Origin of the sequence: Pseudomonas sp. IT-P2, from assembly GCF_949767575.1 — a bacterium.
GTDB lineage: Bacteria > Pseudomonadota > Gammaproteobacteria > Pseudomonadales > Pseudomonadaceae > Aquipseudomonas > Aquipseudomonas pharyngis.
Window position 1 is genome coordinate 71,695 of record NZ_CATKQA010000044.1, and the last position, 15,002, is coordinate 86,696.

At 62.1% G+C, this 15,002-nt stretch carries 14 protein-coding genes; 9 read left to right on the forward strand and 5 right to left on the reverse strand.

Going from position 1 to position 15,002, the window contains the following annotated elements; genetic code table 11:
* Window positions 1-16 precede the first annotated feature (16 nt).
* The 3 genes from ftsX to ftsY are packed head-to-tail and all read right to left on the reverse strand — an operon-like array spanning window position 17 to window position 3,212.
* Window positions 17-1,042 (reverse strand): permease-like cell division protein FtsX, encoded by a 1,026-nt coding sequence (gene ftsX, locus ACM6JM_RS19680; protein ID WP_007953395.1) that lies wholly within the window; start codon window positions 1,040-1,042, stop codon window positions 17-19.
* A complete protein-coding gene (gene ftsE / locus ACM6JM_RS19685) occupies window positions 1,039-1,710 on the reverse strand; it encodes a cell division ATP-binding protein FtsE (protein WP_007953396.1) in 672 nt (223 codons plus the stop codon). Before ftsE ends, ftsX begins: the two co-directional genes overlap by 4 nt.
* Window positions 1,707-3,212, reverse strand: coding sequence for a signal recognition particle-docking protein FtsY (ftsY, locus tag ACM6JM_RS19690; RefSeq protein ID WP_103385339.1), 1,506 nt, complete (start codon window positions 3,210-3,212; stop codon window positions 1,707-1,709). The genes ftsE and ftsY overlap by 4 nt, the downstream gene beginning before the upstream one ends.
* Here ftsY and ACM6JM_RS19695 point away from each other — a divergent pair.
* The 8 genes from ACM6JM_RS19695 to ACM6JM_RS19730 all read left to right on the forward strand — a co-directional run bounded on the left by ACM6JM_RS19695 (window position 3,211) and on the right by ACM6JM_RS19730 (window position 11,861).
* Entirely contained in the window at window positions 3,211-3,405 is a 195-nt protein-coding gene (locus ACM6JM_RS19695; protein WP_039767922.1) for a hypothetical protein, read from the forward strand. The two genes, ftsY and ACM6JM_RS19695, sit on opposite strands and share 2 nt — an antisense overlap.
* A gap of 151 nt (window positions 3,406-3,556) precedes the next feature.
* The gene (locus ACM6JM_RS19700; protein ID WP_085605895.1) at window positions 3,557-4,912 is read left to right on the forward strand and encodes a M16 family metallopeptidase; all 1,356 of its coding nucleotides are present in this window, start codon (window positions 3,557-3,559) and stop codon (window positions 4,910-4,912) included.
* Complete coding sequence (locus ACM6JM_RS19705) at window positions 4,905-6,392, forward strand: M16 family metallopeptidase (RefSeq protein ID WP_414882377.1); 1,488 nt, start codon at window positions 4,905-4,907, stop codon at window positions 6,390-6,392. The genes ACM6JM_RS19700 and ACM6JM_RS19705 overlap by 8 nt, the downstream gene beginning before the upstream one ends.
* Window positions 6,392-6,997 (forward strand): 16S rRNA (guanine(966)-N(2))-methyltransferase RsmD, encoded by a 606-nt coding sequence (gene rsmD, locus ACM6JM_RS19710; RefSeq protein WP_085611985.1) that lies wholly within the window; start codon window positions 6,392-6,394, stop codon window positions 6,995-6,997. The genes ACM6JM_RS19705 and rsmD overlap by 1 nt, the downstream gene beginning before the upstream one ends.
* Before the next feature lie 116 nt (window positions 6,998-7,113).
* Entirely contained in the window at window positions 7,114-8,457 is a 1,344-nt protein-coding gene (locus ACM6JM_RS19715) for a M16 family metallopeptidase (RefSeq protein ID WP_414882378.1), read from the forward strand.
* A complete protein-coding gene (locus tag ACM6JM_RS19720) occupies window positions 8,450-9,943 on the forward strand; it encodes a M16 family metallopeptidase (protein ID WP_235375878.1) in 1,494 nt (497 codons plus the stop codon). The genes ACM6JM_RS19715 and ACM6JM_RS19720 overlap by 8 nt, the downstream gene beginning before the upstream one ends.
* 45 nt (window positions 9,944-9,988) lie before the next feature.
* Complete coding sequence (locus ACM6JM_RS19725) at window positions 9,989-11,026, forward strand: hydrolase (protein WP_052266540.1); 1,038 nt, start codon at window positions 9,989-9,991, stop codon at window positions 11,024-11,026.
* A 4-nt stretch (window positions 11,027-11,030) separates the two neighbouring features.
* On the forward strand, window positions 11,031-11,861 hold the full coding sequence (locus ACM6JM_RS19730; protein WP_102716712.1) for an AraC family transcriptional regulator: 831 nt from the start codon (window positions 11,031-11,033) through the stop codon (window positions 11,859-11,861).
* A gap of 4 nt (window positions 11,862-11,865) precedes the next feature.
* On the opposite strand, the gene ACM6JM_RS19735 is transcribed toward ACM6JM_RS19730, so the two are convergent.
* Together ACM6JM_RS19735 and ACM6JM_RS19740 are read right to left on the reverse strand one after the other, a co-directional pair.
* Window positions 11,866-12,720 (reverse strand): sulfurtransferase, encoded by an 855-nt coding sequence (locus ACM6JM_RS19735; RefSeq protein ID WP_414882379.1) that lies wholly within the window; start codon window positions 12,718-12,720, stop codon window positions 11,866-11,868.
* Window positions 12,721-12,748: 28 nt separating this feature from the next.
* On the reverse strand, window positions 12,749-13,420 hold the full coding sequence (locus tag ACM6JM_RS19740) for a TetR/AcrR family transcriptional regulator (RefSeq protein ID WP_039767914.1): 672 nt from the start codon (window positions 13,418-13,420) through the stop codon (window positions 12,749-12,751).
* Between the two features lie 146 nt (window positions 13,421-13,566).
* Here ACM6JM_RS19740 and ACM6JM_RS19745 point away from each other — a divergent pair, with 146 nt between their 5' ends.
* Window positions 13,567-14,997, forward strand: a complete 1,431-nt coding sequence (locus ACM6JM_RS19745) for a coniferyl aldehyde dehydrogenase (RefSeq protein ID WP_103385335.1) — start codon at window positions 13,567-13,569, stop codon at window positions 14,995-14,997.
* The last annotated feature ends 5 nt before the right edge of the window (window positions 14,998-15,002 follow it).

A 15,002-nucleotide genomic window follows, 5' to 3' on the forward strand; every position in this document is an offset into this window, starting at 1 on the left:
ACGCGCAAAAAAGATTCTACTTCGGCGCCAGCTCCCTGAGATGACGTGCGACTGCAATCCATGCACCGATATAACCCAACAGCACCGCGCCAAGCAAGAGCGACAGACCGTCGGCAACTGGCACGCCGGCCAGTGCGAAATCGCTGCCGTACAAGCCGGCCAGCCCGACCACCGCATCGTTCAGCCAGTTCAGGCCGAACGCCAATACACCCCAGGACAGCAGCCCCGCACCGAAGCCATACAACGCGCCCATATAAAGGAAGGGACGACGCACATAGCTGTCGGTGCCGCCGACGAGTTTAATCACTTCTATCTCGGTGCGGCGGTTTTCAATATGAAGACGAATGGTATTGCCTATCACCAAAAGTAATGCGGAAACCAGCAACACCGTCAGACCGAACACGAAACGGTCGCCGAGCTTGAGGATGGCGGCCAGACGCTCGACCCAGACTAGATCAAGTTGCGCCTGTTGTACCTTGGGCAGCTCGGAAAGTTTTTGTCTTAATGCTTCCAGGGTCGACTTGTCGACCTCGTTCGGCGTCACCAGCACCACACCCGGCAGCGGGTTTTCCGGCAGTTCGCGCAGGGCTTCGCCCAGTCCCGACTGCTGCTGGAACTCTTCCAGCGCCTGGTCGCGGCCGACATATTCAGCATCAGCTACGCCCGGCATACCTTTGATCTGGTCGCGCAATGCTTCGCCCTGAGCCGGGCTCGCCTCAAGCTCCAGGTACAGCGAAATCTGCGCCGCACGCTGCCACGAACCGCCCAGGCGCTCGACATTGCTCAGCAACAGCGAAAGACCCATCGGCAGACTCAGCGCAACCGCCATCACCATGCAGGTGAAGAAGCTGCCGATCGGCTGCTTGCCGAGACGGCGCAGGCTGTCGATCCAGCTGGCGCGATGGCTTTCGATCCAGGCACGGAACAGCGTGGCGAAGTCCGGGCCGTCGTCATCGTCGTGCTTTTTCTTCTTTGGCGGTTGCGGATCGGCGGCCTTCGGGGCCACACGCTCGGAAACCTTCGGACTACGTGTCGCACTCATACGCCGGCCTCCCCGTCGCCGATCAATCGGCCGCGTTGCAGGGTCAGCATGCGATGGCGCATGCGCGCGATCAGCGCCAGGTCGTGACTGGCGATCAGCACGCTGGTGCCCAGACGGTTGATGTCTTCGAACACGCCCATGATCTCGGCCGCCAGACGCGGGTCGAGGTTACCGGTCGGTTCGTCCGCCAGCAGCAGGGCCGGACGGTGAACGATGGCGCGGGCAATGCCGACGCGCTGTTGCTGACCGGTCGACAGGTCGCCCGGATACAGCTCGGCCTTGTCCGACAGCGCCACGCGCTCCAGCGCCGAATCGACACGTTTGGCGATTTCGACCTTGGACAGCCCGAGAATCTGCAACGGCAGCGCGACGTTGTTGAACACCGTGCGATCGAACAGCAGTTGATGGTTCTGGAACACCACGCCGATCTGCCGACGCAGGAACGGAATCTGTGCATTGCTGATGGTGCTCAGGTCTTGCCCGGCCAACAGCAGCTTGCCACTGGTCGGACGTTCCATCGCCAGCAGCAGGCGCAACAACGTGGATTTACCGGCACCGGAGTGGCCGGTGACAAACAGGAACTCGCCGCGACGGACTCGAAAGCTCAGCTCATGCAAGCCGACGTGACCGTTCGGGTAGCGCTTACCGACCTGTTCGAAACGAATCATGAACGCTCCCGCTCGGCAAACAGTGCCTGGACAAAGGGTTCGGCTTCAAAGGTACGCAGATCGTCGATGCCTTCACCGACGCCGATATAGCGGATCGGCAGGCCGAACTGCTTGGCCAGGGCGAAAATAACCCCGCCCTTGGCGGTGCCGTCGAGCTTGGTCAGCGCCAGGCCGGTCAGTTCGACGGTCTGGTTGAATTGCTTGGCCTGGTTGATGGCGTTCTGGCCGGTGCCGGCGTCGAGCACCAGCAGCACTTCGTGCGGCGCGTCGGCGTCGAGCTTGCCGATCACCCGGCGAACCTTTTTCAGTTCTTCCATCAGGTTGTCTTTGGTGTGCAGACGACCGGCGGTGTCGGCGATCAGCACATCAATGCCACGGGCCTTGGCGGCCTGCACGGCGTCGAAGATCACCGAAGCCGAGTCCGCGCCCGTGTGCTGGGCGATCACCGGAATCTTGTTGCGCTCGCCCCAGACCTGCAACTGCTCGACAGCCGCGGCACGGAAGGTGTCACCGGCAGCGAGCATGACTTTCTTGCCTTCCAGTTGCAGTTTCTTCGCCAGTTTGCCGATGGTGGTGGTCTTGCCGGCGCCGTTGACGCCAACCACCAGAATCACGAATGGCTTGTTCTGGGAAGCGATCTTCAGCGGCTGCTCGACCGGTTTGAGCATTGCGGCCAACTCGGCCTGCAGGGATTTGTACAGGGCGTCGGAATCGGCCAGCTCTTTACGCGCGACCTTCTGGGTCAGGCGCTGGATGATCACCGAAGTCGCCTCGACGCCGACGTCGGCTGTCAACAGGCGGGTTTCGAGATCGTCGAGCAGATCGTCATCGATGGCTTTCTTGCCGAGGAACAGGCTGGCCATGCCCTCGCCGATGCTGGCGCTGGTCTTGGACAGGCCTTGCTTGAGGCGGGCGAAGAAGCCGGCCTTGGTTTCTTCGGTGCGCGGGGCTTCTACCGGGGTTTCAGCCTGGATTTCCACAGGAGCGACTGGCGCTACGGCGACCGGTGCAGGTGCAGGTGCAGGTGCAGGCTCGGGCGCTTCAACAATCGGAGCAGCCGGAGCAACCGGGGCAACAACCACAGGTTCTGGAATGACCGGAGCAGCTTCCACCACCGGCGCAGGAACCGGCTCGGGGGCGAACGCAACCGGCGCAGGAATCGGCGGCGTAACGTGCGGTGCAGCCTCTTCAACCAGCGCCACCGGCTCTTCCGCCACCGGTAAGCTCAGCCACGGCTCGCTGGCCGGGGACAGCGGCAATTCGGCGGCAGCCGGCGCTTCAGGCTCGGCCTCGACCACCGGTTGCAGCACCGGCTCGGCGATCGGCAGCACAACCGGCGCCGGCGCTTCTTCTATTACGGGAGCGGGCGCAGGGGCTGGCTCAGGAATGGCAGTCGGCTGTTCGACGACGGGTTCCTGCGGTTTCTTGCGCAGCCATCCGAACAGGCTTTTCTTCTCGCCAGCCGCAGCTGGGGTCTTCTTGTCGTCGTTGGAACCAAACATGGAGGACGGCTATCTCACGGTAGCGACGCGCCACAGGGGCGCCCCGGCAAATAAATATTCGATGCAGAACAGACTGTGTTTCACCCAGCTTGTTCACGCGCAACATTTTGTCGAGGCACCAACGGCACCTCAAAAGAATCGTTTTAATAAAGGACTGGCCGGCAAAATCGGCGAAAAAGCGAAGTTTAGCTGATAAACCAAAGCCTTCTGCCGCAAACCCATACAACCTGATCAGGTTTCAAAACCGGATAGGCGTGGTCGCCGGTAAAACGGATCAGTATCCTAGCACCCTCTCGCCCGCCGACGCTAAGACCAAGCGGGCAGCCCAACAGGTTTAAAAACGAATGAATGCTCTAGCCCGCCGCGCCGCAGGCCTGCTGCTCAGCACAGTCTGCCTGCCCCTTTCGGCCCTGGCGGCCGATCCGCAACCGACCCATGAATTCACTCTCGACAACGGTTTGAAGGTCGTCGTGCGCGAAGACCATCGCGCGCCAGTGGTGGTGTCGCAGGTCTGGTACAAGGTCGGTTCCAGCTACGAAACCCCGGGCCAGACCGGTCTCTCCCACGCCCTCGAGCACATGATGTTCAAGGGCAGCGAGAAAGTCGGTCCCGGCGAAGCCTCGCTGATCCTGCGCGATCTCGGCGCCGAAGAGAACGCCTTCACCAGCGACGACTTCACCGCTTATTACCAGGTGCTGGCCCGCGACCGTCTGGGCGTGGCCTTCGAACTGGAAGCCGACCGCATGGCCAACCTGCGCCTGCCGGCCGACGAGTTCGCCAAGGAAATCGAAGTCATCAAGGAAGAGCGCCGCCTGCGCACCGACGACAAGCCGATGGCCAAGGCCTTCGAGCGCTACAAGGCCATGGCCTACCCGGCCAGCGGTTATCACACGCCGACCATCGGCTGGATGGCTGACCTTGAGCGGATGAAGGTCGAAGAGCTGCGTCACTGGTATCAGTCCTGGTACGTGCCGAACAACGCCACTCTGGTGGTGGTCGGCGACGTGACCCCGGACGAGGTGAAGACCCTCGCCCAGCGCTACTTCGGGCCAATCGCGAAGCGTGACGTGCCGCCGGCGAAAAAACCGCTGGAACTGGCCGAGCCCGGTGAACGCCAGATCACCCTGCACGTGCAGACCCAACTGCCGAGCCTGATGCTCGGTTTCAACGTCCCGAGCATCGCCACCGCCGAAGACAAACGTTCGGTCAACGCCTTGCGCCTGATCTCGGCGTTGCTGGACGGCGGCTACAGCGGCCGCATCCCGACCCAACTGGAGCGCGGTGAAGAGCTGGTGTCCGGCGGTTCGTCGAGCTACGACGCCTACACTCGCGGTGACAGCCTGTTCACCCTGTCGGCCACGCCGAACACCCAGAAGAAAAAAACCATGGCCCAGGCTGAAGCCGGTCTGTGGAAACTGCTGGAACAGCTGAAAACCACCGCGCCGTCCGCCGAAGAACTGGAGCGCGTACGCGCGCAGGTCATCGCCGGCCTGGTTTTCGAGCGTGATTCGATCACCAGCCAGGCCACCGCCATCGGCCAGCTGGAGACCGTCGGTCTGTCGTGGAAGCTGATGGACACCGAACTGGCCGATCTGGAAAGCGTCACCCCGCAAGACATCCAGAACGCCGCCAAGCTGTATTTCACCCGCGAACGTCTCAGCGTCGCCCACGTCCTGCCACTGGAGACGACTCATGAGTGAGCGCAAAGTCCCACGCCTGCTGCTCGGCCTGATCGCCGTGGCCATCATCGGCTCCGCTGCGTTCTACCTGGTGCCGAGCGACAACACCAAGGCCAGCGAAGCGCTGGATAACGCCAAGTCCAGCCAGAAACTGCAATCGCTGGCCGAGCTAGACGGCAAGGCCCCGGCCAGCCGCAAGCTCGACGTGCAGACCTGGAACACCGCCGAAGGCGCCAAGGTGCTGTTCGTCGAAGCCCGCGAACTGCCGATGTTCGACATGCGCCTGATCTTTTCCGCCGGCAGCAGTCAGGACGGCAACGCGCCGGGCCTGGCCCTGCTGACCAACGCCATGCTCAACGAAGGCGTGGCGGGCAAGGATGTCGGTGCCATCGCTCAGGGCTTTGAAGGCCTGGGCGCGGATTTCGGCAACGGCGCCTATAAAGACATGGCCATCGCGTCGCTGCGCAGTCTGAGTGCCGCCGACAAGCGCGAGCCAGCGCTGAAGCTGTTCTCGGAAGTGGTGGGCAAACCGACCTTCCCGGCCGATTCCTTCGCGCGCATCAAGAACCAGATGCTCGCCGGTTTCGAGTACCAGAAACAAAACCCCGGCAAACTCGCCAGCCTGGAGCTGATGAAGCGCCTCTACGGCGATCACCCGTACGCCCACGCCAGCGACGGCAATGCGCAAAGCGTGCCGAAGATCACGCTGGCGCAACTGCGTGAGTTCCACGCCAAGGCCTATGCAGCCGGCAACGTGGTGATCGCGCTGGTGGGCGATCTGTCCCGTAGCGAAGCCGAGGCGATCGCCAATCAGGTGTCCGCCGCACTGCCAAAAGGCCCGGCGCTGGCGAAGGTCGAGCAACCGACCGAGCCGAAACCCGGCATCGGCCACATCGAATTTCCGTCGAAGCAGACCAACCTGATGATCGCGCAACTGGGCATCGACCGTGACGACCCGGATTACGCCGCGCTGTCGATGGGCAACCAGATCCTCGGCGGTGGCGGTTTCGGCACCCGGCTGATGAGCGAAGTGCGCGAGAAGCGCGGCCTGACCTACGGCGTGTATTCGGCATTCAGCCCGATGCAGGCGCGCGGCCCGTTCATGATCAACCTGCAGACCCGCGCGGAAATGAGCGAAGGCACCCTGAAACTGGTGCAGGACGTGCTCGCCGACTACCTCAAGACCGGCCCGACCCAGAAAGAACTCGACGACGCCAAGCGCGAACTGGCCGGCAGCTTCCCGCTGTCCACCGCGAGCAATGCCGATATCGTTGGCCAGCTCGGCGCCATGGGCTTCTACAACCTGCCGCTGAGTTATCTGGACGACTTCATGCGTCAGTCCCAGAGCCTGACGGTCGAGCAGGTTCGCGACGTCCTCAACAAACACTTGAGCACGGATAAACTGGTCATCGTCAGCGCTGGCCCGACCGTGCCGCAAAAGCCGTTACCGGCCCCATCTGATAAACCTGCCGAGCAGCCGCTCGGGGTTCCGGAGCATTAATGGCCAGTCCAAAGAAACCTGTACAAAAACTGCACAACGGTGTGAACCAGTTGCGCATCATCGGCGGCGAATGGCGCAGCCGAAAGCTGAGCTTTCCTGATGCGCCGGGCCTGCGTCCGACCCCGGACCGGGTGCGCGAAACCCTGTTCAACTGGCTCGCGCCGTACGTTGCCGGGGCCAAGGTGCTCGACCCGTTCGCCGGCAGCGGCGCGCTGTTTCTGGAAGCGCTGTCCCGTGGCGCGGCCCTGGGTCAGGCGCTGGATGCCAGCCATGTCGCGGTGTCCAGCCTGAAAGAACACCTCGGCACGCTGCGCTGCACCAACGGTCACGTACAGACCGCCGATGCGCTGCGATATCTGGAAACCCAGACCGCCACTGCGTTCGACCTGGTGTTCCTCGACCCGCCGTTCAATCAGAACCTGCTGCCCGCCGTGTGCACGCTGCTGGAAGAGCGCCAATGGCTGGCCGACGATTCGTGGATCTACACTGAAAGCGAAACCGCGCCATCGACCCTCGGCCTGCCGGGCAACTGGCGCCTGCACCGCGAGCAGAAATCCGGGCGGGTGTACTACGCATTGTGGCAACGGGGCCTGCCCTCTCTCTGACAATCGTCTGGCGAACGCCGAATCTGGCGCGCGGTAGATAACTACCGCACGCCGCCCACACAAAATCTCCACAGTGGATTACGCCATTTCAGTAATCCATTGAGGACCCATCATTTATGGACACTTTGTGCAGCAGGATGCTGCCTTGCCTGGCCCTGGCCCCGCTGTTGGCGCTGGCCGCCCCACCACCGACCACCCATGAGTTTCTGCTGGACAACGGCCTGAAGGTCATCGTCCGCGAGGATCACCGGGCCCCGCTGGTCACTTCCCAACTGTGGTTCAAGGTCGGATCGGCTGACGAAGCACCGGGCCAGACCGGACTGTCACACGCGCTGGAACACATGCTTTACAAGGGCAGCAGCAAGACCTGTCCGGGCGAGGCATCCGCCATACTGGAATCCCTGGGGGCATCGGAAAATGCCTTTACCGGCAAAGACGTCACTGCCTACCACCAGACTTTGCCCAAGCCTTATCTTGGGGTCGCATTCGAACTGATGGCCGACCTGATGTCGACTGCTCACCTCAAACCTGAAGATTTCGCTTCCGAGATAAATGTCATTCAAGAAGAGCGCCGCTTGAGTGTGGAAGACAGTCCCCTGGACACTGCAATGGAGCGTCTGGAAAGCCTGGCCTATCCCTCCAGCAGCTATCGGACCCCCGTCATCGGCTGGATGAACGACCTGCGCACCTTGAACACCGCTCAGTTGCGCGACTGGTATGAGTCACGCTATGCCCCTGGCAATGCCACATTGGTTGTCGTCGGCGACGTCACCCTCGATTACGTTCAACCTCTGGCTCAACGCTACTTCGGCGGCCTCGCCAGTCGCCCCCCCACCCAAACCGTAAAACCGCGCGAATTGCCGCAGCCAGGCGAACGCCGCCTCATCCTCAACCAACCGGTGCCCGCCTCGCAGTTGATCATGGCGTTCAACGTTCCCAGCCTGGCTACGGCAGATACATACCGGACTGCGCATGCGCTGCGCCTGATGGAAATGTTGCTGGCAGGCTCCCAGAGCGCTCGCCTGCAAAAACACCTGCAACACAAGGAACATGTATTCAGCCATGTCAGCGCCAGCTACGACCTTTACAGTCGCGGCGATACTCTTCTGACATTGAGCACCCGCCTCGACAGCTCACAACCCACCAGCCCGGAAACCGCACAAATGCGCGTCTGGGATCTGCTCGAAGAACTGCGCACCACGCCCCCCTCTCCCGAAGAACTGGAACGCGCACGGACCCAACTGATCGCCCAGAGAGTTTTTGCCCGGGATTCGATCATGAACACTGCCATACATCTGGCCGCCCTCGAGAGCGCTGGCCTGTCGTGGCAATTGCTCGATCAGGAGATCGCCGAGCTCAAGAAAGTGACCCCCGAGGACCTCCGCCAGGTCGCTGAAAAGTACCTGATCCGCGAACGCCTCAGCACAGCCCACGTGCTTGCGGAGAAAAAACATGGATAAATCTGCGCACCTCTTTCGGTCTGCCATGGCCGGTTTTGCATTCATCCTCTGGCTGTCTGCCAGTCCGGTTGCTGCCGATACTGCGCCAGCCGGTTTTCCCAAATCACGATTGCAATCGCTGTCGGAAACAGACACGTCCCGACAGACGCCACGCCCATTGACCATCAAGGGCTGGAAAACCACGACGGACATCAAAACGTTATTCATCCGTACGACGGAGTTGCCGATGTTCGATGTTCACGTCAGTTTCGCCGCCGGCAGTGCACACGATGGCGACAACCCCGGCCTGGCAGCGTTGACATTCAGCCTGTTCAACGAGGGGGTGAGCGGCAAGAATGACCATGCAGCGATCGCCGAAGTCTTTGACGGGGTGGGTGCAAAAGTCGGTATGGTTCTGGATCAGGAGCGTGCCACGTTCACGTTGCGCAGCCTCAGCGATCCAGACAAAAGCGCCCCGGCGCTGCAACTGTTTACGCAAATGCTGGGGCAGCCCTCCCTTTCCGATGAAGCGCTGCTGAGGGTCAAGAGCGAGCTTCGTGGCTTGCAGCTGGCACAACAGCAACAACCTGCTGACATTGCCAGGCAACACCTTCAGGAGCTGCTGGCTCCGGACACGCCCTACGCCCGCTCGATCTACGGAACCGATACCGACATGACCTCGATCACCCGTCAGGCCGTTCAAACGTTCCACCGACAAACCCACTCGGCAAGACAGACACAAATTACGTTGGTGGGAGACCTTTCCGTCGAACAGGCACAGGCCATCAGCCTGCAAATCGCCAACGCGCTACCCGCGCCCATCGTTGCACTGCCCGCAGTCGAACCGCCCAAAGCGTTCGGCACTGAAATGCATCACCATGTCGAGCGCACACAAGAACAGACTCACGTATTGCTTGGGCAACCCAGCCTGTCGCGCCAACACGAGGATTTCATTGCGCTGTATGCCGGGACGCTGATTTTCGGCAGTGGTGCGAACTCCCGCCTGATGACAGAACTGCGCAACAAACGAGGCCTGGTATACGGCGTCAGCATTCGCACCAAAGACTGGGCAGGCGGCGGACTGACATCAATCGCTCTGCAGACCAGCCCCCAATTCGCGAATGAAACAGTGGCACTGGTGAAATCGATGCTCAGCAATTTCCGGCGTGACGGCCCCTCGCAGGAGGAACTCGATCACTTCAAACGCCGACTGGCCAACGCCAACATCACAGACAGTGCCAGCAACGAGCAGATTCTCGCGCGCCTGACCGAGATCAACCGTCATCACTTGCCGCTCGACCTGGATTTCTTCGCGCAACAGGTGCAGAGCCTGACGCTGGAGCAGATCAGAATGGCAGTGGACAAACATCTGCCTGACGATCAGTGGCGGGTAGTGACCGTGGGCCCGACGGTACCCCAACTGCCGCTGCCGCAACCGGCCACTGTCCCGACCGTCGAGCCGTCCGGGCATTCGTGTCGCGCTGATGCAGGCTTTGTGGCAAGTTAGATCTCCCTTGAAGTGGCAGCCCTTTGTGTGGCGACCACTTCATGCATGACACCGTCGAGATTTACTGTGCGCGCACCTCTTTCTCCTTCAGAACCCGGATTTCGCTTCACACCCGCCTTCGGCCTCGGCAATCCACACCTGCAAACCTTGTGGGGGCCGCTATGGCGTAAAACCGTGCACCTTGATCGCCAGCGCGAACGGCTGTGGCTGGACGACGGCGACTTCCTCGACCTCGACTGGCACGGCCCGCACAGCGCCGACGCGCCTCTAGTGCTGGTGCTGCACGGGCTGACCGGTTCTTCCAATTCGCCTTACGTCGCCGGAATCCAGGCAGCCCTCGCCGCGCAAGGCTGGGCCAGTGTTGCGCTGAACTGGCGCGGCTGCTCCGGCGAGCCGAATCTGTTGCCCCGCAGCTACCATTCCGGGGCCAGCGAAGACCTCGCCGAAACCATCCGCCATCTGAAAGCCAAGCGGCCATTGGCGCCGCTGTATGCGGTCGGCTATTCCCTCGGCGGCAATGTGCTGCTCAAGCATCTGGGGGAAACCGGCAGTGCCAGCGGCGTGCTCGGCGCGGTGGCGGTGTCGGTGCCGTTTCGCCTCGATCAATGTGCCGACCGTATCGGCCAAGGCTTCTCGAAGGTCTATCAGGCGCACTTCATGCGCGAGATGGTCGCCTACATCAAGAACAAGCAGCGCCAGTTCCAGCATGACGGCCGCGAGGACGGTCTCGCCGCACTGGCTGCCCTCGGTTCGCTGGAAAACATGCGCACCTTCTGGGATTTCGATGGCCGGGTGACCGCGCCGCTGCACGGGTTCGTCGATGCCGAGGATTACTATCGCCGCGCGTCGAGCCGCTATTTTCTCGGCGAGATCCGCACACCGACCCTGATCATTCAGGCAGCGGACGATCCGTTCGTGTTTCCCCACAGCCTGCCTTCGGCCAGTGAATTGTCGGCCACGACCCAGTTCGAATTGCAGAACAAGGGCGGGCATGTAGGTTTCGTCGACGGCACGCTCCGTCAGCCGGGTTATTACCTGGAACGACGGATTCCGCAGTGGCTGGCCGACGCGGGGCGCGGGTGAGGTCATGAGCGATCAGGGCGAGTCGATCCGCTTCTGGCAAGCCGCGCCCCTGGCCGGGGTCGAGCTGTTGACCGCGCGCTACATCGAGCATCGTTTCGCCCCGCACGTCCACGACGGTTATGTGATCGGCATGATCATGGCCGGCGCCCAGCGCTACCGTTATCGCGGCGCCGAACACCTGGCGGGCAGCGGCACGCTGGTGCTGATCAATCCGGACGAAGTGCATAACGGCCACAAGGGCACCGAGGACGGCTGGCTGTACCGGGCGTTTTATCCCGACACCGGGCAGATCGTCGCGCTGTTGAATGAACTGGAACTGCCGACCGCACCGATGCCGGCCTTCGGTGCGACGTTGTATCGCGATCCGGACCTGGTCAACGGGTTCTGTCAGTTGCACCGCTTGCTCGAAAGCCCCGCCACCGCACTGCAACAGCAAACGGTGTGGCGCGAGATGATGATGTTGCTGTTGCAGCGTCACGCGGCGGTGCAGATCAACGGCAATCCCGGCAAGGAGCATCGCGCGGTGGCAATGGCCAAGGAGTTGCTGCACGCGCAATTGGCGGCGCCGCCCTCGCTGGAAGAACTGGCGGCGGCGGTGAACCTCTCGCCCTTCCACTTCGCCCGGGTGTTCCGCCGCGCCACCGGCATGCCGCCGCACAGCTGGCTGATGCAGCAGCGAATCGCCTGCGCGCGCGGCTTGTTGCAGAGCGGCTGCCTGCCGGTGGAAGTCGCCACGCAGCTGGGATTTGCCGACCAGAGCCATCTGAGCCGGCAGTTCAAACAGGTTTACGGCGTAGGCCCCGCAGCCTATCGCAGCGCGCGGCTGGATCGCTGAGCGTTTACTCGCCGGTGGCGATACCGCGCGCAGGATCGTTGATCCACTCGCTCCACGATCCGGCATACAGCGAACCCAACGGGTAACCCGCCAGACACAGGGCAAACAGGTTGTGACACGCCGTCACCCCGGAGCCGCAGTAAGCCACCAGATCGTTCGGCGAACGCCCGCCGAGTTTCGCGGCGAAACGCTGCTTGAGCTGATCGGCCGGCAGGAAACGCCCGTCGCTGCCCAGGTTGTCGGTAAACGCCGCGCATTGTGCGCCGGGGATGTGCCCGGCGATCGGGTCGATCGGTTCCACTTCGCCCTTGAAACGCGGCAGCGCTCGGGCATCGAGCAGGGTCAGCGCCGGCTGGCCGAGGCGCTGTTGCAATTGCTCGGCGCTGAGCAGCAGGCTCATGTCCGGCTGGCCGCTGAAGTTGCCCCGGGCCGCTGACGGTGGATCGAGACTCAACGGCAGCCCAGCCGCATGCCAGGCCTTGAGCCCGCCATCGAGAATGAACACGCCGTCGCGTTTGCCCAGCCACGCCAGCAACCACCAGGCCCGTGCCGCATAGGCACCGGGACCGTCGTCATACAGAACCACGTCACTGTCATTGTTGATGCCGAACGCTTGCAGGCGTTCGATCAGCGCCACCGGCTCCGGCAGCGGATGGCGTCCGGTGACACCCTTGGTCACTAAGCCGCTGAGGTCGCGCTCAAGATCGGCGAAATGTGCCCCGGCAATGTGCCCCTCGGCATAGCTGCGCTGGCCATAATCCGGGTCTTCGAGGGCAAAACGGCAATCGAGAATCACCAGCCCCGGTTGCGCCTTGCGGGCATCCAGTGCGGTCGGGCTGATCAGTTGCGCAATCGGCATAGCGAACGACTCCAGTGAGGAAATGGGATTAGGGTCTTTCTTCGAGGGCCTGGGCCAGCGGCACGTAGAATTCTTCGAACAAGGCGTTGACCTCATCGCGGGCCTGCTCGGTGACGAACCCTGCTTCCAGCACCAGCACCTGATACACGCCACGTTTGATGGCCTGTTCGCTGAGGTAGTTGGAATTTTCCCGGGTCGTGCACAGGAAGCGCACCCACGAGGTGAGAATGATCCACGCGTTGAGAGTCAGGGATTCGATCTGCACCCGATCCATTTTCAGGATGCCGGCGGCAACGAACCCTTCATAGATCGCCGCGCCCTGGATCACGCAGCGCTGGGAGAAGCGCCGGTAGCGCCCGGCCAGCTCAGGATCGCTGTCGAGCAGATGCTCGAGATCGCGGTGCAGGAAACGGTAGCGCCACATTGCCGACAGCAGCTCCTTGAGATAGAAGCGCTTGTCTTCGACCGTCGCAGCACGGCCCTGAGGCGGACGCAGGAAGCTGTCCACCAGGCTTTCGTACTCACTGAACAGCACGGCGATGATCGCCTGCTTGTTGGGGAAGTGGTAGTACAGATTGCCCGGAGAAATCTCCATGTGGGCGGCGATGTGATTGGTGCTGATGCTGCGCTCGCCCTGCTGATTGAACAGCTCGAGGCTGTTCTGCACGATGCGCTCGCTGGTTTTGATCCGTGGGGCCATGGCTTGAGCTTTAATTCAGAGTGCGTTGGGGGGCATCTTACGGCCTAACCGGAACGGGATAAAACCAGGATGCGCAAGGAAGCCATTTGACTTTCTAGAGCATAGACTCTAAAAGGCTCCTCACAACAACAACTCCGGAGCCGCCGATGACTGCCGATATTGCCTACCTGCAAACGCTGCAACAGCCGCTGGAAGAGCTTAACCGGCTGTTTGACGCGCAGCGTGCCGCCTACGCCGCCAACCCGATGCCGCCTGCGGCCCAGCGCCAGCAATGGCTCAAAGCCCTGCGCGATTTGCTGAGCAGCGAGCGGCAGGCCCTGATCGACGCCATCAGCTCCGACTTCAGCCACCGCAGCGCCGATGAAACCCTGCTCGCCGAACTGATGCCGAGCCTGCACGGCATTCACTACGCCAGCCAGCACATCAGTCAGTGGATGAAACCTTCAAAACGCAAAGTCGGCGTTGCCTTCCAGCCCGCATCGGCGAAAGTCGTGTACCAGCCGCTGGGCGTGGTGGGCGTCATCGTGCCGTGGAACTACCCCTTGTTCCTGGCCATCGGCCCGTTGACCGGCGCCCTTGCGGCCGGCAATCGGGTGATGCTCAAGCTCAGCGAATCGACCCCGGCCACGGGCCTTTTGCTCAAGGAACTGCTGGCGCGGATCTTCCCCGAAGATCTGGTGTGCGTGGTGCTCGGCGAGGCCGATGTCGGCGTGGCGTTTTCGAAGATGCGCTTCGACCACCTGCTGTTCACCGGCTCCACCAGCGTCGGCAGGCACGTGATGCGCGCAGCGGCGGAAAACCTGACGCCGGTGACCCTGGAACTGGGCGGCAAATCCCCGGCCATCGTCTCCCGCGACGTACCGCTCAAGGACGCCGCCGAGCGCATCGCTTTCGGCAAGACCCTCAACGCCGGCCAGACCTGCGTGGCCCCGGACTACGTGCTGGTCCCGGAAGAGCGCATCGGCGGCTTCGTCGAAGCCTATCGCCAGGCCGTGCGCGGGTTTTATCCGACACTCGCCGACAACCCGGACTACACCGCCATCATCAACGAGCGCCAACTGGCGCGGCTCAACAGCTACCTCAGCGACGCCACCAGCAAAGGCGCGCTGCTGATTCCGCTGTTCGACCAGGGCCAGGGCCGGCGCATGCCGCACAGCCTGCTGCTGAATGTCAGCGACGAGATGACGGTGATGCAGGACGAGATCTTCGGCCCGCTGTTGCCGATCGTGCCGTATCAGGATCTGGATCAGGCATTTGCTTACATCAATCAGCGGCCACGTCCTCTGGCTCTTTACTACTTCGGCTACGACAAGCACGAACAGAAGCGCGTGCTCAGCGAAACCCATTCCGGTGGCGTCTGCCTCAACGACACGCTGCTGCATGTGGCGCAGGACGACATGCCGTTCGGCGGCATCGGCCCGTCGGGCATGGGCCATTACCACGGACACGAAGGTTTCCTGACGTTCAGCAAGGCCAAGGGTGTGCTGTTCAAACAACGCTTCAACGCGGCGAAGCTGATCTACCCGCCTTACGGTAAACCCATTCAGAAACTGATCCAGAAACTGTTCATTCGCTAACGTCA